This is a genomic window from Streptomyces sp. NPDC031340, assembly GCF_055569945.1.
On the sequence record NZ_JBVIIE010000002.1, the window covers coordinates 156232 to 174292 of the forward strand.

The window sequence follows — 18061 nt, forward strand, 5'->3', positions numbered from 1 at the left end:
ACAGCACGAACGTAGGAAGCCCCTGCTCTCTGAGCATCCGTGAAATCACCAGTCCCACGAGGCTCTTGGCGGCGAGAACGGCAGCGAGAACCGCCGGGTGCATTCCGAACACCTTCGTAGTCACTTCCGTAGTAACGGGTGACTCCTTCACGGAGGAATCACAGAGAGCGAGGGTGCGCATGGATCTGAGCGACAAGACAGAATCACCGCCCAGGGACGGCCGGGCGGTGCAGCGGGCCCGGGAGGAGTTCGAGCGGGGCCGGCGGCTCCTTCGTGACGGGCCGGTCATGGACGCCTACCATTCCCTTCTGCTCTCGGCGGCCGGCTTGGAGCGGCAGGATCCCGAACTCGCCATCGCGGCCCGGTTGAGCGCCGCCTCCGCCGCGTGGTCGGCGGGTGACCATGAGCTGTACCTGCGCGCCCTGGACGGTGTCGACGGCTCCGGCGCGGATGCCGGGGAGTCCGCTCCCGGGCCGCGGGAGTCCGTAACGTCCCCCTGGGGCGCCTACTGCGCGGGTCTGCGCTGTGTCATGACAGGTGACTTCAGACGCGCGAACGTCCTGCTCCGCCCGGCACTGGACCGGCTCTCGGCCCGCCACGCCACCGAGGACCTGCTCAACGCCGGGAGCGCCGCGCTGCTCCTCGGCGACATTTCCAGGGCCCGCCATGTCCTCGGCCTCGCCCTGGCTGCGGCGCGATCGGCCGGAGAGGGGCCTCTCGCGGTGAGCGCACTGGAGCACCTTGCCTACGCGGAGCTGCGGGCGGGGCGCCACCACCAGGCTCGCGCCCATGCCGAGACCGGACTCGCGGCGGGGGCCGCGCCCGGCATGCGCAACCTCACGGCGAACCTCTCGGCCATCCTCGCCATGGTCTCCTCCATCTCCGGCGACCTCGACACGGTGGCCGCGCACGCGCGAACCGCGCTCGACATCGCGCACCCGCACGGGCTGGCCCAGGTCCGTACGCTCGCCGAGTGGGCGCAGGCCCGGGCCGACCTCGTCCATGGTCACCCCGAGCACGCGGCCGCCCGGCTCTCGCTCCTCGTCCGGCCCGGCCCCCGCCGGGGCCACTTCGGCCTGTGGGTGCTGGCGGTGCCCTGCCACATCGAGGCGACCGTGCTCGCCGAACGCAACGGCTGCGTGGACGATCTGATCGACTTGTACGCTGCGTGGGCCGCCATGGGCGCGGATCCTCAGGCGCCTGCGGTGCTCCGCCGCTGCCGAGCACTCGTGGCGCGCGCGGACCGGACCGAGGTGCTCTTCCTGGAGGCGCTCGACCTGCACCAGATGGTGGACGGTCCTTTCGAGCATGCCCGCACCCTGCTTGCCTTCGGCATGTGGCTGCGCCGCCGGCGGCGGCACGTGGAAGCCAGACCGCCATTGCGGGACGCGGCCGTGGGATTCGAGCAATGCGGTGCCGCCGCCTGGGCGAAACGCGCCCGCGACGAACTCCGCGCGGCAGGAGAGGCGATGGGCGACACCCCGCACCCCGGCCTGATCGGCCTCCTCACGCCACAGCAGTTGCGCATCGCCCGCAAGGTCGCGCAGGGAGCGACCAACCGCGAAGTCGCTCGCGAACTGGCGATCAGCACCCGTACGGTCGAATACCACCTGCGGAACGTGTTCACGCAGCTGAGAGCCCGCTCCCGCGTCGACCTCGCCCGCCTGCTGAACGACTGACGTCCGTGGCCGACGCGGTGTACGGCCCTCCCGAGGGCTTTCCGCGCCCTCGGGAGCGGACTTTGCCTGCTGCGCCGCGGGGAGTCGCTTCCCAGTGACCGGATCGCCGGGTACGGGAGAGTCAGGAAGAACTCGCCCACTTCGTCCGAACTGGCCGCGGAGGGCAGGCATCCTTCTGGGACCGCGGGGCCGTCCCGGAGGCGGTCGATCTGCACGTCTCGGGGCTTGCGCTGCTCGCCGCGTCGGGATCGGCCTGCTCACGGCGCTCGGCGCCGGCTGGACGGCCGGACGCAGGCCCGCGAAGACCAAGCCTGGCCAGGCGCCGGCCGAAGCCTCGGTGGAACGGCTGCGGCCGGGCGTCATCCGCACCGTCTCGGCGCGGTCGGCGGCGGCTCGGTCCTCGTCGGCGTCGCCGCCTCCGCCGCCGGTTCCGACGCGGCGAATGCCTCCCTCGGCGTCGTGATGCTCTTCATGCCGGCTGTCGCCCTGCTCGGTCCGGTCCTGGCCCCGCTGTGCGCGGCGCTCTTCGGTCTGCTGCTGCGCGGCGGCGGCGCCTCGGCGGCGCTGGCCGCGGCCGACTCCCGCGCCAACGCCCGTTGGACGGCCTCCGCGATGACGCCGGTCGTGCTGGCGATGGCCTTCGCCTCGACGCTCGTCTTCATGCACACGAGCGAGAGCCACGTCGCCTCGGAGCAGCTCCGCGACGGCATCACCGCGGATCACGTCGTCACGAACGCCGCGGGCCTGCCCGCCGACGCCGCCGACGGGCCGCCCGCGCCCCCGGAGTCGACGCGGCCGTGAGCCTGCTCGACACGCAGGTGCTGGTGCCCGGGGCCCGTCGGCGGGATGGCTCGCCGCACGCGTCGGACCGGCCTCGCCCCTGGCCGGGGCCGTCACGCTCAGGACCGTGGTGACGCTCGGGATGTTCCTCGGGGTTTCCCGCACCGTGACCGTCGCGGTGGAGGCTTCCCGCATGCCCGGGTCGGCCTCGAGCAGGGAGCGCGGCCCGGCCCCGGCATCTTGGATGCGGCGTCACCCGCAGTCGTCACGGTTGATCCTCAGGCTGCGGGTCTGGTCGTCGAGGTTGTAGCCGCGCAGGCCGTGGATGGAGCCGCCGCTCTTTGCCGACGCCGGTGCCGGGCCCGCTCACCCAAGAACGGCGTCGCCCAGCCAGTGGGCGGCGAGGAGTGCGGTGCGGACGTTGAAGTCGTCCTCGAGGCTTTGGGCGCCCTGCGGGAGCAGGGCCGTTGCCTGTTGCACCCGGTACTGGATCGAATTGCGGTGCAGGCTCATCTGCTGTGCCGTGGCGGCGTGGCTGCGGTGATGGGTGAGGAAGGCCTGCAGTGTCTCGCGCAGGAGGGCGTTGCGCGTACCGGTCGCCGCCAGGCCGCCCAGGGTGGCCGACACGAAGTCGCGGACCGCGGACATGTCCGCGGTCATGAGTGCCACGGGGGCCACCTGCGCGTAGCGCACCCACTGCGGCCGGCGGGGAGCGGTGTCGGACTGCCTGGCGCCGCCGAGTCGGGCGGCGAGGATCTCCCTGACCTGGGCGGCCTGCCGCGCCGACGTGCGGAAGCCGGTCAGGCCGGCTGCCGGCTGCCCGATGGCGGCGTTCAGCGGGCTTCCCTCCGGGGGAGCGAACCGCTCCAGCCGGTCACCGGCGGACGCCGGCAGCGCCAGCCACAGGCGCGCCTCGCGTTCGTCGGTCGGTACCACCAGCGCGGCGGAGGCCCTGAGCACGGACACGGCATGAGCGCGCATGTCGTCCACGGCGGAGACGAGGTCGAAGGATGTCATCGGGTCGACCGGCCACAGGGTGCACGCTACGTGCACCGCGTCCAGCGGATAGCGCAGCGCCCGCTCGGCGGCGGCGCGGTCGAGCGGGCCACCGCCGAGGAGTTCATTGACCCACTGCTGACGCAGCCCGCTCCGGCTGGCCACCCAACGGTCGCGTTCCCGTTCATAGGTGCGTCCGACCTGCTCGCAGATCTGGTCGAGGAACTGCGCCGACCGGCGGACCAGCTCGACGACGAGTGGCAGCCGGTCGTCGTCGGGCAGGTCGTCGAGGAAGGCGAAGGCGTGGTCGAGGAACCGCAGGTGGCCGATGCGGTAGGCGCGGATCAGCGCGGACAGCGGCACGTCACGCTGGGCGAGTACGCGGGCGTAGGCCAGAGCGGCCGTCGGGGCCTCCACGTCGTCGGCGTCGAACTCCTGCCGCAGGAAGTTCATCGCGACCACGATGTTCTCCGTGATGCTCGCCTCGAGCAGGGAGCACGACGCCGCGTCCTGGCCGAGAGCGGGGATCTGCGCGCGGATGTCCTGCCAGAGGCCCGCGATGATCTGCTCCCGGGTCTGCCAGAGGCGGTCGCCGACGCCGCGGATCAACGCCTGCTGTGAGTGCATGACCGCACCATACGTCGCCGCTCGGCCGGGGTGTTTGTGGCGGGAACACGAAAGCCGCCGAGGACCTTGTGTCGCGCGTCCGTGGCCGCTCGGGGGCGGTGGGCCCTAAGTTCGCCTGGATCCCACCACCACCCGACTTTGAGGTGCGAGCCCGCATGAATCTGAGCCGCCTGCCCGCTGTGCGCCGCGAACAAGCCCCGGACGCGCCGGCCGTCACCGACGACGTGTTCGGCACGTTGTCGAACACCGCCTTCTGCGACCTGATCGACCGCTACGCCCGCCACTTCGCTCACCGCGGTGTGCGCGCCGGTGACATCGTCGCGGTCAAGCTCACCAACCGCGTCGAACTCGTCGCGGCCCTGTTCGCCGCCTGGCGTCTGGGAGCCGCCCTGACCCCGGTCAACCCCGCACTGACCCCGGCGGAGGCCCGTTACCAGCTCACGGACTGCCGCGCCACGGCCGTCGTCGTGGAGACCCGGCCGGACGACCTGCCCGCCTCCGTCATCGTCCTGACCCTGGACGAGCTGGCGGGCCCCCCACCGGAGGCCACCCCTCTGCCCGAGCCGCCCGCGGATCCGGACGCCGGCGGCGACGACCTGGCGCTGGTCATCTACACCAGCGGCACCACCGGGCGCCCCAAGGGCGTCGAGCTCGTGCACCGCAACCTCGACGCGATGACCGCGGCGATGATCGAGTCGATGAAGCTGACGCAGGCCGATCACAGCCTGCTGATCCTGCCGCTGTTCCACGTCAACGGCATCGTCGTCGGCATCCTGTCGCCGCTGCGGGCCGGAGGACAGGCCACCGTCGTCGGACGCTTCAGCGCCAAGGGCTTCTTCGCCGCGCTCGAGCGGGCCCGCCCCACCTACTTCTCCGGGGTCCCGGCGATCTACGCCATGCTGGCAGGCCTGCCGCCCGAGGTGCAGCCGGACACCTCCTGCCTGCGCTTCGCCATCTGCGGCGCCGCTCCCATGCCTCCGCAGCTCATCGAGGCGGTGGAGCGGCGGTTCGCCGTGCGGCTGATCGAAGGCTACGGCCTGTCGGAGGCGACCTGCGCCTCGACGGCCAACCCGCTCGACGGCGTCCGCAAACCCGGCACGGTCGGGCTGCCGCTGCCCGGCCAGAGGGTCGGGATCATGGGCGAGGACGGCCGGCTCGTCACCGACGGCGGCATCGGGGAGGTCGTCATCAGCGGGCCGACCGTCATGCGCGGCTACCTGGGCCGGCCGGAGGAGACCGCCGCCGCCGTCCGGGACGGCCGGCTGCACACCGGCGACGTCGGCCGCCTCGACGAGGACGGCTACCTCGTCCTCGTCGACCGCGTCAAGGACATGATCATCCGCGGTGGGGAGAACATCTACCCCAAGGAGATCGAGACCGTCCTGCACGGCCACCCCGCGGTCTTCGAGGCCGCCGTCGTCGGCCGCCCCGACGACGTGCTCGGCGAGGTCCCGGTCGCCTACGTCGCCCTGCGCCAGGGCGCGGACGCCGGGCCGCGGGAGATCACCGCGTTCCTCGACGACCGCCTCGCTCCGTACAAGCGGCCCGCCGACGTCCTCGTCGTGCCCGAGATCCCGAAGAACCCGGTCGGCAAGATCGACAAGCCCGCGCTGCGCCGACAGGCGCTCACGCCCTCCCGCTGAGCCCCGCCACCGCCCCTACGAGCCACCAGGACGTGACCCTCATGGGCTTCCTCAAACCCCAGTTGCCGCCCGTCGACGCCGAAACCTTCCGTACGCTGCCCCGCGACGAGCGCCTGAAGATCCTTACGCGGCACTGGGTCGAGTACGGCTTCGGCACACCGTACGCGGTGTACCTGTTCTACGTCGTCAAGTGCCTCCTCTACGTCGGCGGGGCAGCGTTCGTGATCTCGCTGACGCCTGGCCTCGGCACGATCGCGCAGGTCCCGTCGTGGTGGTCGGAGCCGATCGTGTACCAGAAGCTGATCGTCTTCACCCTCCTGTGGGAGGTGCTGGGGCTGGGCTGCGGGTCCGGCCCGCTGGCGTCCCGTTTCCAGCCCGTCATCGGGTCGGTGCTGTACTGGCTGCGGCCGGGCACCATCCGCCTCCCGCCGTGGCCGGCGCGGGTACCGCTGACCCGGGGCAGCCGCCGCACCGGCATCGACGCCGCCCTGTACGCCGTCGTCCTCGCCTCGGCCGTATGGCTGCTCACCCGCCCGGGCGACGGCGGCCACGCGGCCGGTTCCGGCACGGTGGGCCTGCTCGACGCGCGCGCGGCCCTCCCCCTCGTCGTCAGCCTCGCGCTGCTGGGCCTGCGGGACAAGACGGTCTTCCTGGCCGCCCGCGGGGAGCAGTACTGGCTGTCGCTGCTGCTGTTCTTCTTCCCCTACCCGGACATGTTCATCGGCTTCAAGCTGGTCATGCTGGCCCTGTGGTGGGGCGCGGCGACCTCGAAGCTCAACCGCCACTTCCCCTTCGTGGTGGCGACGATGATGAGCAACGCCCCGCTGGTCCCGAGCCGCCGGCTCAAGCGGATGCTCTACCGCGACCACCCGCGCGACCTGCGCCCCTCACGGCTGCCGTTCCTCCTCGCCCACATCGGCACCGTGACGGAATACGGCGTGCCCCTCTATCTGGTGTTCATCGGCGACGGAGGCTTCTGGACCTGGGCGGCCCTGCTCTACATGGCCGTGTTCCATCTCCACATCCTCTCGACCATCCCGATGGGCGTGCCGCTGGAGTGGAACATCTTCTTCGTCTTCTCGCTGTTCTACCTCTTCGGCGCCCACGGCGACATCAGCGTCCGGGACCTGCACTCTCCCTGGCTGCTCGCGCTGATCCTGCCGAGCCTGGTCCTGCTGCCCGTGCTGGGCAACATGCGCCCGGACCTGGTGTCGTTCCTGCCCGCCATGCGCTACTACGCGGGAAACTGGGCCACCAGCGTCTGGCTGTTCACCGGTGACGCCCTGTCACGCCTGGAGAGCGGCCTGAACACCGCATGCCGGCTTCCCACCCGGCAGTTGGAGAGCCTCTACGGCGAAGGGACGGCCCTGCTGATGTCGCACAAGGTGCAGGGCTGGAGGTCGTTGCACTCCCACGGCCGCGCCCACAACGGCCTCATCGACCGCGTCACGCACGGCCAGGACGACGTCGTCGTGATGGACGGCGAGCTGATCGCCGGCTTCGCCATCGGATGGAACTTCGGCGAGGGCCACCTCCACGACGACCAACTGCTGCACGCCGTCCAGGAGCGCTGCGGCTTCGCCCCCGGCGACGTACGCGTGATCTGCCTGGAAGGCCAGCCCATCCACCGCCGGACACAGGCCTACGAGGTCCACGACGCAGCGCTCGGCCTCCTCGAGCGCGGCCACGTCACCGTGCGGGACATGGTGACCCGTCAGCCCTGGCCCACCGACGGCCCCGACTACCCCGTGTACGACGTGGAGAGCGTGCATCCGCTGCAACCGGCACTCCAGCCGGGCATTCCCGCCCCTGCCGGGGGCGGGAACGTCACGCCGCCGGCCCAGGGCGCCTCGTCATGACCACCGCGACCGTCATCGGCGGTGGGCCCAACGGGCTCACCGCCGCCGCCCTCCTCGCCAAAGCCGGCCTGGACGTCACGCTGCTGGAGGCCGCCGACGAGGTCGGCGGCGGCACCCGCAGCCAGGAGGCGATCCTGCCCGGCCTGCTGCACGACCACTGCTCGGCCATCCACCCCATGGCCGTCACCTCGTCGGCCCACAAGGAGCTGAACCTCCAGGACCACGGACTGCGCTGGCGGCTGCCGGACATCGACTGCGTCCACCCCCTCGACGACGGCACGGCGGGAGTGCTCCTGCGCTCCGTGCGGGACACCGCCCGCCTGCTGGGTCCCGACGGCGCCCGCTACCGGCGCCTGCTCGAGTCCCCCGTGCGCCGGTGGGACGCACTGAGCCAGGACGTGATGGGCCCCCTGCTGCGCATCCCTTCCCACCCGCTGCTCCTGGCGCGCTTCGGCCTGCCCACCGCACTGCCTGCGGCCCTCCTCGCCCGCGGCTTCTCCACCCCCCAGGCGCGCGCCCTGTGGGCCGGCATCGCGGCCCACTCCTTCCGGCCGCTGTCCCACCCGCTCAGCTCCGCCATCGGCCTGGGCATCCTCACCGCCGGTCACGCTGCCGGGTGGGCCGTCGCCGAAGGCGGCTCACAGGCCATCGCCCGCAGCCTGGAACGCGCCCTGCACGCCTACGGAGGCCGGGTGCACACCGGCGTCCGTATCACCCACCACGCACAGATCCCACCCTCCGACGTCGTCCTCCTCGACCTCGACCCCGCCCAGATCGCCCGCATCTACCACGACCGGCTGCCCAGCCGCGTGCGCAACGCCTACCGGCGCTTCCGCCGCGGCCCCGCCGCCTTCAAAGTGGATCTGGCCGTCGAAGACGGCGTGCCTTGGACGAACGAGCATGCCCGCCGGGCCGGCACCGTGCACCTCGGCGGCACGCTCACCGAGATCGCACGGACGGAACGGGCCGTGAACGACGGGCGCATGCCCGAACGCCCCTTCGTCCTCGTCGGCCAGCAGTACCTCGCCGACCCCAACCGCTCGGCCGGCAACGTCCACCCCGTGTGGGCCTACGCCCACGTGCCCCACGGATACGACGGCGACGCCACCGAAGCCGTCCTCGGCCAGCTCGAACGCTTCGCCCCGGGCACCCGCGACCGCATCGTCGGCCTGCGCACCACCTCACCCGCCGATTTCGCCGCCGCCAACCCCAACTTCGCCGGCGGTGACATCCTCACCGGAGCCAAGACCGTCCCCCAACTCGTCCTCGGAGCCCGCCTGGCCCTCAACCCCTATTCCACCGCCCTGCCGGGCGTCTTCTGCTGCTCCGCCGCCACCCCGCCGGGCCCCGGCGCCCACGGAATGTGCGGGGCCGCGGCAGCAGCGTCCGCACTGCGCCACCTCGGCGTCTCCTGACGGGCGCGGCCGGCGGAGCCGGGGCCCCGGTCAGGGGATCCGCACTGTCGCCGCCCTTGTAGGTGCGCAGTACCGGGGCCGTTTCGATGCGGGTCACCGCCTCCCATGCGATGCGCCGCGTGAGGTAGGCGTGGAGCGCCCGCCCGTCGGGGCACAGCGCGTGGGCGATCAGGTTCGTCGGCCCGGTCGTCGCCGCGACCAGCGCCATTTCCTCGACGGCGTCGTGTCGGCCGCCGCCGCTGGTTCCGCGTAGCTGACCCGCGCGTCCTCGCGCAACGCCTCCAGCAGCGCCCGGTCGGTGTCGGTCAGCAGGTACGGCTCGTCCGCGGGTTGCGCGGCGCGCCCGCCGACGCCGATCGTGTCCCGTTCGGCGCGTAGCCGGGCCCGCTGGTCCTCGTCCAGGACGTTCACCCGTCCGCGCCACGCGGTCGGCCAGCCGAGGTAGGCGCGCAGCAGGTAGTGCGCGGAGACGGAGGTGATCCCGGCGGTGCGGTTGCGCGGGATGTCGCGCAGCACCGCGTGCGCGTCCGGACCGGACGGTGCCGTGTGGCTGATCGCCACGATCTTCGTGCCGCCGGACGTCAGCCGCACCGACGAGGTGTCCGGCCGGCGTGCGAGCGCCACCGCGGATGACGACTGATGAGCGCCGGATGGACCCCCGGCCTCGACTCCGATGTCGCAGCCATCCCCGGGCCCCGCCTGGCCACGCCAGCCGAACAGCTGCAGACGTGCGTCTACCCGCTGTGGGAGTCCGACGGCACTTGGACCTTCCGCTTCCTCCTCTCCTGACCCACCGCGATCTGCCTCGCCTTGGACGGGTGCCACGGCTGCCTCTACACCGGCATCGTCCAGCGCGGCGCTACCGGGCATCCCGACATGAACGCCATCCGTGACCGCACCCGCGAGCATTTCCGCGACAACCAGCCCCCCGAGGCCCGCGGCACCTGGCACCACCTGTGGGTCATCCCCCTCGGACATGGCACCCCAAGCGCCGACCTCAAGGCATGGGAACCCGTGTGCGCAGGCAGACGGCCTCCCCGCAGATCCGCAAGATCACACTGCTGCGCCCGGCCTGGCACCACCAGGCCGTGAACAGTCAGCCGGGCATTACGGTGGGACACGAAGGCCTCCGCGCGGTGAAGATTCGACACCTCCACCACACACGGGGGCCTTCGCCACGATCAAGACCGCCCCGCGTCAACAACGCTCGTGACCAATACACCTGGCCCGCCTCTTGCACGACGTGGAACGCACCGGCGGCCCCGGCCACCCGGTCGCGGGGGGAGGTACGGCGGACGCTGCGGTGGCTGGGGCGGGTGCGGGGTGAGGCGCTCCTGACCGGCTGCGGTGTCAGCGGGTGCGCAACCGGTCGAAAGCTTCCCGGCTCGTGTCGTTCGCCGGGCGGCAGATCATCAGCCGCTGGTCCGTGTTCTGGAGCGGCATGAGCACTTCGAAGTGGACCTCGATCGCGCCGACCACGGGGTGCTGCATGGCCTTGCTGCCACGGCCGTTGACCTTGACATCCCTCTCGGCCCACCAGTGCGCGAATCCGTCCACGCGCGAGGTGAACTCGGCGATGAGACCGGCCAGTGTCCGGTCTCGCGGATGTGCGGCCCACGCGGCGCGCAGGTGGGCGACCGTTTCCCGGACGACGCGTTCACGGTCGACGTACATGTCGCTGGTCGCCGGGTGCGTCAGGCAAAGCCGCATCGCGTTGCGCTGCTGCGGTGGCAGCGTCGCGAAGTCCAGGAGGAGCCGTGCCATCCCGTCGTTCCAGGCCAGGATGTCGCAGCGGTGGTTCATCAGCAGCGCCGGCAGGGGCGACAGGTCGGCGACCAGCCGGGCCAGCGGCGGTGCCGCGGCGGTCGCGGGCCGGCCGGCGGCACGGTCACGCTGCTGAGTCAGGTCGAAGAGGTAGGCGCGTTCGTCGGGGTTCAGCCGAAGCGCCCGTGCCAGCGCCTCCAGCACCTCGGCTGAGGGCCGCAGCCCGCGCGCCTGCTCCAGCCGTACGACGTAGTCGACGCTGACCCCGGCCAGTTCGGCGACCTCCTCGCGGCGCAGCCCAGGGGTCCGCCGGGTCCGCCGGCGTGCCGGCAGGCCGAGGTCCCGTGGATCCAGCCGTTCACGCCGGCTCCGCAGAAACGCGGCCAGTTCCTGTGTCGTGTCCACGGTGTAGGTCGTCACGTCCACCGCAACAACGAGGGTGGGACCGGCCTTCCCAGGAAGCGGCTTCCCTTACTCCGCGCCCGCGCCGGTCGCAGCCTTGTTCCCGGCAGCATTCACGAGCGCGATCACAGGAGGACGCGATGCCGCTCACCCTCGACACCTATCGGCTGCTGGGCCGGTCAGGGCTTCGGGTCTCACCGCTGGCGCTGGGTACGGCGACCTTCGGGACCGAGTCGGGTTGGGGCGCCGAGAAGGGCGAGGCACGCAAGCTGTTCGACCTCTACGTCGAGCGGGGCGGGAACTTCTTCGACACCGCGAACACCTACAGCGGCGGCACGTCGGAGCGGCTGCTGGGCGAGTTCGCCCGCGGCAGCCGCGAGAGCCTGGTCCTGGCCACGAAGTACACCACGCTGAGCCGCCCTGGTGACCCGAACTCCTCAGGCAGTCACCGCAAGAGCCTGACCACCTCCGTGGAAGCGAGTCTGCGGCGGCTGGGTACGGATTACATCGACCTGCTGTACCTGCACGTGTGGGACTTCACGACGCCGGTCGAGGAGATCCTGCGAGGCATGGACGACCTGGTCCGGCAGGGCAAGATCCTGTACGTCGCGATCTGCAACGTCCCCGCCTGGCAGGTATCGCGCATGCAGGCCATCGCCGAAGTGCGCGGCTGGTCACCGCTGGTCGCGCTGCAGATCGAGTACAACCTGATCGAGCGCACCGGGGAGCGTGATCTGATCCCGATGGCCCGCGAAATGGGTCTGGGCGTGGTCCCGTACTCCCCGCTGGCCGGCGGAGTGCTCACCGGCAAGTACAGCCGAGCCGGCCTGACGCCGGGGAACGCCGGCGTCGGCGACGGCACCCGCAGGTCCTTCAACGTCGCCCTCGGCACGGTCACCGAACGCAACCTCGTCACAGCCGAAGCGGTGAAGGAGGTCGCCGCGGGGACGGGCCGTACCCCCGCCCAGGTCGCACTGGCCTGGACCCTGCACAACCCCGACGTCACGGCACCGGTCATCGGCGCCCGCACGCCGGCCCAGATGGAGGACAACCTGGGCGCCCTGGACGTCGAGTTCACCGCCGCCCATCTGGCCCGTCTCGAAGAGGTCAGCGCGATAGAGCTCGGTCATCCGCATGACCTGCTCGCCGGCGACCACATCCGCGTGGTGACAAGGGGCGACCTGAAAATCCCGACCCACCGCTGAGGCTCGCCCGAACGCATGCCGGGAACGGCTCGACTGCCGCCCCTCGGCAGCGTCATGTCGGGACTGGGCGCCGTTCTTCGCCGAGGGCCGAAGCCGTTGCTTCATGGGGGTGGCGCGGATATGAGGCACCTTTGACAGTGCTCTCCGGGCACAGCCGGCACGGCGTGGTGTGGCGCGGGCGGGGCTGGTCCGGCTGCTGACCCACGGCGCCGGCAGGCGGGTGCCCACCGTGTAGCCGATCAGAGCCCGGTGACGCGGAAGACCCTGTGGCGGCCTGCTTGCACCAGGCGGGCGGCGCCGTGACCGACGAACAGCGTTCCCTGCCACCGCCGCTGAAGCTCTGCAACCAGCTCAACCAGCTCAACCAGCTCACCCAGCTCAACTCAACCGGCTCAACCGGCCGGTAGGGCTTGAATAGGCTTCCGCGCATGGTCAGCCGATCTTTTCCCTACGACCGGTTCCTCGGTGAGTTCCAGGAGCTGGCACATGGCCGCCCCGATGGGCCTGCACTGCGCGACTCGGTCCGTGACCACGCCGCCCCGGACGAGGAGAAGCTGGTGCGTTACCTCCGATCCGGATCAGCGCTTGCCGTCACCGGGTCGCCGGTCCACGACGTACTGAACAGCGAATTCATCGGCGCGTTGGAGCTGCACACCGACGGCGAGTGGTTCTGGTACTCAGACCTCGCTCACTACGTCGCGCGGTACCACGTCCCGCTGGACGAGACCTTTGTCGACCATGCACGCGCACGCCACTGGACTGCACCCGCGCTTTCCGCTGAAGACCTCGTGGAGATCGGAGACAGGTTGGACGCGCTCGATGCCGAAGCCCCTGAAGATGCTATGGACTTGCCCGGTTGAGCGCTTGGGGGTGTGCATGACGGTCGGGGCTTTCGCTGAAGCGGGGTGTGCCTGCCGTTCGGGGGTGGTGTGGGCGGCCAGGCAGGGCGTCAGGTCTCGGCGCCGGTTCGGCCTGCGGCCTGCGGGGCACCCGGCGCGATCGGGTAGATCTGCCGGCTGCCGTCGTGGAAGGTGAACGCACCGGATTCGCGTCGCGCTGTGCCAGGGCTGATCTGATGGACGCGGTGAGGGTTTCCATATGGATGTTGCGGACGGCTGTCTGTCGGCGGATTCCTCAAGTTGGGCTCTATGAGGTCGAGTAGGTCGGCGGAGCTCGGGAGGATTTCACGGTTGGTGTGCCGCCAGGAGTTGACGACCTTGTTGCGCAGGATGCCGCAGGCATATCGGAAGGGCGGGGTCGGGTCGGCGAGCACCTCGCGCCACTTGGTGTACATGACCTCGAATGTCTCGGCGACGAGGTCCTCTGCCGTCCAGGCCGGCACCCGCACTTTCGCTATCCGGGTCAGCTTCGGGTGTGCGTTGGCACGAACTCCTCTGACACCGTGGCAGGTTCCTCCATGGCAGCCCATCTGGCGGAAGCCTGCTTGTCCTGACGGGCGGAGCAGAGCTGCAGGGATCAGTTGGCGGAGATGTCGGCGGCGCGGACGCGAACGGCCTCCCGGGTGCTGTCCGCGGCGAACCGGATCTCCCGTACTTCCTGCAGCGGCTTTCCGGGGTTGGGCGCGGCAGGATTGGGCTCGCGCAGAGTGACGCCAAGCGTGGTGGAGTCGCCGATGGGCATCGCGAGGACACCGTCGTCGATCTGGACGGCCCTTCGGTAACCGCTGTGCCGGCTCGTGCGGACGGATTCGATGAGGTCGAGAGGAATCACGATCTGCACGAAGTGGGCGAAGCGCGGCGCTGTCTTGCCGTCGCCGACGATGTGCGGGTGAATGGACAGCACCGCGATGAAGCCGAGTACCCACAGAGTCCTGTAGACGGAGGCCACCAGCAGGACGATGCGCGCCACGGACCAGGGAACCAAGAACTCGACGGCGAGAATCTCCAGCGGCACGAGAAAGACCATCACCCACATGATTGGCTCAATCTCCGGGCCATAGGTCAGCACCTCGTGCCCTTCCGGCGCGTTCGGCTTACGGCGGATCCAACGCCAAAGAGCGCGAAAAAGACCGAATTCCATCCCCAGCTTGGCTCCTGGTTGCCTTGTAGGCCCGCATGGACAGGGCGAATTCGGTGAGGACGATCCCGGCCAGGAGCAGCTCAAGCAGTAGTCCGGCCACTATGGCCTCGCTTGGGCCGAACACGTCGGTCCACACGAGGCAGACCTCGACGAGGACAACGGTGGGTGCCGCCCATCGGGCGCCGGTCGCCATGATCCTCCGCAACGTCAACGGCCTTTCTCTCGTAAGTATCGTCGCACCGGAAATTCTCCCCGCTCGCCTCCCAAGGCTAGGCGTCGTGACCGGCGTTGGAGGCTCTGTCGGCACCTCTGCCCGGCGTCCCCGGGGCCGGCTCGCACCAGCAGCCCGGACCCAGTTCCGCAGCATCCTCAGGGTCCAGTGTCTCGTGTGTCCAAGACCAGGGGTCAAGGCCCATGGGCCCCGCCATGACAATAGTCCCAGTCATAACAGAACCATCAGGCCCGGCATAAGACTTTACGCAAGGAGCGCGATCGAGTCCCACAGGAATCGGCGCACACGCATAATTCGCTTGCCGTTTCCGCCACATAGCGAGGTGTACTGATGGATCTGGAGCTGCGCCATCTGCGCATGCTGTGCGCAATCGCGGACTCCGGGAGCGTAGGGCGCGCAGCGGCCGCGCTCGGACTCACACAGCCCGCGGTGAGTTCACAACTGCACCGCATCGAGCGACTGCTCGATGAAGGACCCTTCATACGCAGCGGCACCGGCGTAGAGCTGACTGCCTTCGGTGCGGAAGTCGTCAGTCAGGCCCGCGACGTCTTGATCCGCGCCGATGCTCTTGGGCGACGCTGCACGAGTGCTTCGTCCCTGATGACCGGGACCGCGCGGCTCGGTGTCACCGACACACCAGTGGTTCCGGCACTGCTGGACACCCTCCGCGACGTCTGCCCGGACTCGAGGGTGTCCGTCTGCAGCGTGTGTGCCACCGGTGACCTCGACGCCGCATCAGGTGTGGCCTGCCCCGGGGTACCGCTGCCGCACTCCTCGGTGCTGACAGCACCGTGCCGTCAGCACAGTGCCCGTCTTCGTTGCCACGCCGGCCGGCCACCCGCTGGCGCATCGTGTCGAGGGACCGCTGGAAGGGCTGTCCGAGGACAGCTGGTTCGTCGCCTCGGACGACGGCGTCGGTTGGGCACTTGACCAGCTGCAGTCAATGATCGCCAAGGTCGTTGGGGTGACAGCCGTTCAGCCCGCCGTGTGTCCCGTCGCCGGAGTCCTGGTCGAACCATTGGCCGGAGATCAGCGGCATCTGCTGATCCGGCGCACAGAAGCCGTGGAAGGCCCCGTGGCCGAAGTTGTGCATCACCACGCCGCTCGTGTCTACCGAAGCCTGTTGGCACGAGTTCCACACCTGCAGAAATGGGCCGGATCCAGGCTGGGCGAAACCGTACCGCGGATCCGGTGAGCTCCCGTTTCGATCGTGAACTTGAGACCCGGAGAGGACAAAATACCGATGAGAACGGCCCGTATACGCATCCTTGCCGGCTTGCTCGCACTCACAGGAGTCGCAGCAGCAGGCTGGCTACTGCTGCCGTCGGACGAGCAACCGGGAAAGGTGATCAAGGTCGGCACGACGGACGCCGCTACGTCCCTCGACCCAGCCGGCGGCTACGACGCCGGCTCCCTGGCCCTGTACAGCAACGTTTTTCAGACGCTGCTGACCCTCGAGACCGGCGGTGCCGAGCCCGTGCCGGACGCAGCCAAGAGCTGCGCCTTCGTTGCCGCAGACCTGCGCACCTACCGCTGCGAACTGCGCGACCGGATCACCTTCCCCAGCGGACGCGCCATGACGGCCAAGGACGTGAAGTTCTCCTTCGAACGCGTCAAGAAGATCAACTCCGACGTCGGCCCCTCGGCCCTGCTCGACACCCTCACCTCGGTAGAGGCCAAAGGACGCATCGTCACCTTCAACCTGTCCGCCCCGGACACCACGTTCCCCTTCAAAGTGGCCACCGGGGCGGGCTCGATCGTCGACTCGACCAAATACCCGGACGACACCCTACGCACCGGTAACGAGGTCGACGGCACTGGCCCGTACACTCTGAGCTCATACGTCAAGGGCGAAAAGGTGGTGCTTTCGCCCAACGCCCACTACAAGGGCGCCGCGAAGGAGTCCGGCCGGCCAGTCGAGCTGCGCTACTACAGCGCTCCCGGTGCCCTCAATAGCGCCTGGAAGAGTCGCGAAATCGATGTCGCCACTCGGCAACTGCCTCCCAAAGCCCTCGCCGACCTGGACCCCAGCGACCCCGGACAACACGTATCGGAAACCACCAGCTCCGAAACCCGCAACCTCTTTCTCAACGTCCGAGAAGGGAAACCACTGCACGACCTCAGGGTCCGGCAAGCCTTGGCCTGGCTGATCGACCGTCCCCGACTCGCGGCCACCCTCTACGGGGGCACCGTCGACCCGCTCTACTCACTCATCCCTACGGGCCTCATCGGCCACACCACCTCCTTCTTCGACCACTACCCCAGTCCGGACATCGCCAAGGCGCGTCAACTGCTCACCGAGGCCGGTGTGACCCTGCCGGTGCACTTCACCTACAGCTATGCCGAGGGCCGCGGTGCCGCCGCCGAAGAGGCCGCGGAAATCAAACGGCAGCTCGAGACCGGCAGCCTGTTCAGAGTCAAACTCAAGGGTTACGACTGGACTGAGTTCCAGAAGCGTTGGGCGGGCGGCATGCTCGATGCTTACGCGGTCGGCTGGGTAGCCGATTACCCCGACCCGGACACCTTCGGCAGCCAACTCGTCGGCACCGGCGGCACGATGAACACCGGTTACAGCAGCAAGACCGTGGACCGGACGATCGCCGTGAGCCAACGCTACGCCGACCGAGCAAAGGCCGACGGCACCCTGACAGAGCTGCAAGAGGCCGTCGCTCGCGATGTCCCTGTCATCCCCCTGTGGCAGGCAAAGGAGTACGTCGTCACCAGTGAAGACGTTGGCGGCGGCCAGTACTTGTTGGACGGCACGGGCGCATTCCGCCTGTGGCGCCTGACCTGGCTTTGACCTCACAAGGTACCGATCTGCACGCGGTAGCAGACTGGCGGCGTCGGGGGAAGACGCCCGAAAACGCCTCGCGCCGCGTCTGGAGGCGGCGTGCGTGGGGAGTGTCTCACCAACGGCCGTCCGGCGATCAGGGAAACTCCGGCCTCTTCGGTCGCGATGTGTCCGGTGGCTGCTGCCCGCGTGCCGGGTAAGGGCTTCCGCGTTTCCGTGCGGATCGCTGGGGCGAGGCCACGGCCCGTTCGGCAGCGTCGTCCCTCTTCGGTGTGCCGGTCCCAAGCTGCCACGGCGGCCGGCCCCGGCGGCAGATCAAGGCCTGTCCGCGGTGGTGATCCGGGCGGTGGCTGCCGGGTCCGCCCTGGGTGCGGAGCTGTTCAGGGGGCTTGCCGGATCTGTGCCCGGAGGATGATGGGAATGGTGTGCGGCGTGTGCGCGGCTGTCGTACCGGGTGACGCGGTCGGATGTTCAGAGGTCGTGTGGTAGGCGCTGAAGGGGTGCGTCCGGCGTCCGGGGAGGTGGCGGACGCGGTCCGGGCGGGTGCCCGGGGGCAGGCCGCGCTGCCGACCGGGCGGACCCGCTCCGGGTCAGTGACTGCGGTCCGCGGCGCGGAAAGACCCCGGCG

15 protein-coding genes and 1 pseudogene are annotated in these 18061 nt (G+C 70.1%); 10 read left to right on the forward strand and 6 right to left on the reverse strand.

Translation table 11 applies throughout. The features are described from left to right. Window positions 1–179: 179 nt before the first annotated feature. Together ACZ5GT_RS02180 and ACZ5GT_RS02185 are read left to right on the forward strand one after the other, a co-directional pair. Window positions 180–1679 (forward strand): LuxR C-terminal-related transcriptional regulator, encoded by a 1500-nt coding sequence (locus tag ACZ5GT_RS02180; RefSeq protein WP_469012890.1) that lies wholly within the window; start codon window positions 180–182, stop codon window positions 1677–1679. Between the two features lie 179 nt (window positions 1680–1858). Then, window positions 1859–2509 (forward strand): annotated as a pseudogene (locus tag ACZ5GT_RS02185) (ABC transporter permease); the annotation flags it as partial. Window positions 2510–2825: 316 nt separating this feature from the next. Here the strand turns inward: ACZ5GT_RS02185 and ACZ5GT_RS02190 are convergent. Then, a complete protein-coding gene (locus tag ACZ5GT_RS02190) occupies window positions 2826–4082 on the reverse strand; it encodes a PucR family transcriptional regulator (protein WP_469012894.1) in 1257 nt (418 codons plus the stop codon). 155 nt (window positions 4083–4237) lie between these two features. Here ACZ5GT_RS02190 and ACZ5GT_RS02195 point away from each other — a divergent pair, with 155 nt between their 5' ends. The 3 genes from ACZ5GT_RS02195 to ACZ5GT_RS02205 are packed head-to-tail and all read left to right on the forward strand — an operon-like array spanning window position 4238 to window position 8999. Continuing rightward, window positions 4238–5725, forward strand: a complete 1488-nt coding sequence (locus ACZ5GT_RS02195; protein ID WP_469012896.1) for a class I adenylate-forming enzyme family protein — start codon at window positions 4238–4240, stop codon at window positions 5723–5725. 41 nt (window positions 5726–5766) lie between these two features. Then, the gene (locus ACZ5GT_RS02200; RefSeq protein ID WP_469013143.1) at window positions 5767–7584 is read left to right on the forward strand and encodes a DUF3556 domain-containing protein; all 1818 of its coding nucleotides are present in this window, start codon (window positions 5767–5769) and stop codon (window positions 7582–7584) included. Continuing rightward, window positions 7581–8999 (forward strand): phytoene desaturase family protein, encoded by a 1419-nt coding sequence (locus ACZ5GT_RS02205; protein WP_469012898.1) that lies wholly within the window; start codon window positions 7581–7583, stop codon window positions 8997–8999. Before ACZ5GT_RS02200 ends, ACZ5GT_RS02205 begins: the two co-directional genes overlap by 4 nt. 168 nt (window positions 9000–9167) lie before the next feature. Here the strand turns inward: ACZ5GT_RS02205 and ACZ5GT_RS02210 are convergent, their stop codons facing one another. Beyond that, window positions 9168–9623: a hypothetical protein gene (locus tag ACZ5GT_RS02210; RefSeq protein WP_469012901.1), complete on the reverse strand. Its 456-nt coding sequence runs from the start codon at window positions 9621–9623 to the stop codon at window positions 9168–9170. A gap of 15 nt (window positions 9624–9638) precedes the next feature. Between ACZ5GT_RS02210 and ACZ5GT_RS02215 the strand changes: the two genes are divergently transcribed. Then, window positions 9639–9788 carry a hypothetical protein gene (locus ACZ5GT_RS02215; protein ID WP_469012903.1) on the forward strand — a complete coding sequence of 50 codons (150 nt, stop codon included), beginning with the start codon at window positions 9639–9641 and terminating at the stop codon, window positions 9786–9788. A 561-nt stretch (window positions 9789–10349) separates the two neighbouring features. Here the strand turns inward: ACZ5GT_RS02215 and ACZ5GT_RS02220 are convergent. Next, a complete protein-coding gene (locus ACZ5GT_RS02220; protein WP_469012905.1) occupies window positions 10350–11168 on the reverse strand; it encodes a helix-turn-helix transcriptional regulator in 819 nt (272 codons plus the stop codon). A gap of 137 nt (window positions 11169–11305) precedes the next feature. On the opposite strand from ACZ5GT_RS02220, the gene ACZ5GT_RS02225 reads away from it, so the two are divergent. Together ACZ5GT_RS02225 and ACZ5GT_RS02230 are read left to right on the forward strand one after the other, a co-directional pair. Then, the gene (locus ACZ5GT_RS02225) at window positions 11306–12370 is read left to right on the forward strand and encodes an aldo/keto reductase (RefSeq protein ID WP_469012908.1); all 1065 of its coding nucleotides are present in this window, start codon (window positions 11306–11308) and stop codon (window positions 12368–12370) included. Between the two features lie 428 nt (window positions 12371–12798). Then, window positions 12799–13230, forward strand: coding sequence for a hypothetical protein (locus tag ACZ5GT_RS02230; protein ID WP_469012911.1), 432 nt, complete (start codon window positions 12799–12801; stop codon window positions 13228–13230). A gap of 89 nt (window positions 13231–13319) precedes the next feature. Here ACZ5GT_RS02230 and ACZ5GT_RS02235 read toward each other — a convergent pair whose 3' ends face one another. After that, complete coding sequence (locus ACZ5GT_RS02235; protein WP_469012914.1) at window positions 13320–13664, reverse strand: hypothetical protein; 345 nt, start codon at window positions 13662–13664, stop codon at window positions 13320–13322. A gap of 182 nt (window positions 13665–13846) precedes the next feature. Continuing rightward, window positions 13847–14410: a hypothetical protein gene (locus ACZ5GT_RS02240; protein WP_469012916.1), complete on the reverse strand. Its 564-nt coding sequence runs from the start codon at window positions 14408–14410 to the stop codon at window positions 13847–13849. A gap of 589 nt (window positions 14411–14999) precedes the next feature. Between ACZ5GT_RS02240 and ACZ5GT_RS02245 the strand changes: the two genes are divergently transcribed. Beyond that, complete coding sequence (locus ACZ5GT_RS02245; RefSeq protein ID WP_469013149.1) at window positions 15000–15572, forward strand: LysR family transcriptional regulator; 573 nt, start codon at window positions 15000–15002, stop codon at window positions 15570–15572. Between the two features lie 10 nt (window positions 15573–15582). Here the strand turns inward: ACZ5GT_RS02245 and ACZ5GT_RS02250 are convergent, their stop codons facing one another. Beyond that, on the reverse strand, window positions 15583–15741 hold the full coding sequence (locus ACZ5GT_RS02250; protein ID WP_469012917.1) for a hypothetical protein: 159 nt from the start codon (window positions 15739–15741) through the stop codon (window positions 15583–15585). A gap of 144 nt (window positions 15742–15885) precedes the next feature. Here ACZ5GT_RS02250 and ACZ5GT_RS02255 point away from each other — a divergent pair, with 144 nt between their 5' ends. After that, on the forward strand, window positions 15886–17442 hold the full coding sequence (locus ACZ5GT_RS02255; RefSeq protein ID WP_469012920.1) for an ABC transporter substrate-binding protein: 1557 nt from the start codon (window positions 15886–15888) through the stop codon (window positions 17440–17442). Window positions 17443–18061 lie beyond the last annotated feature (619 nt).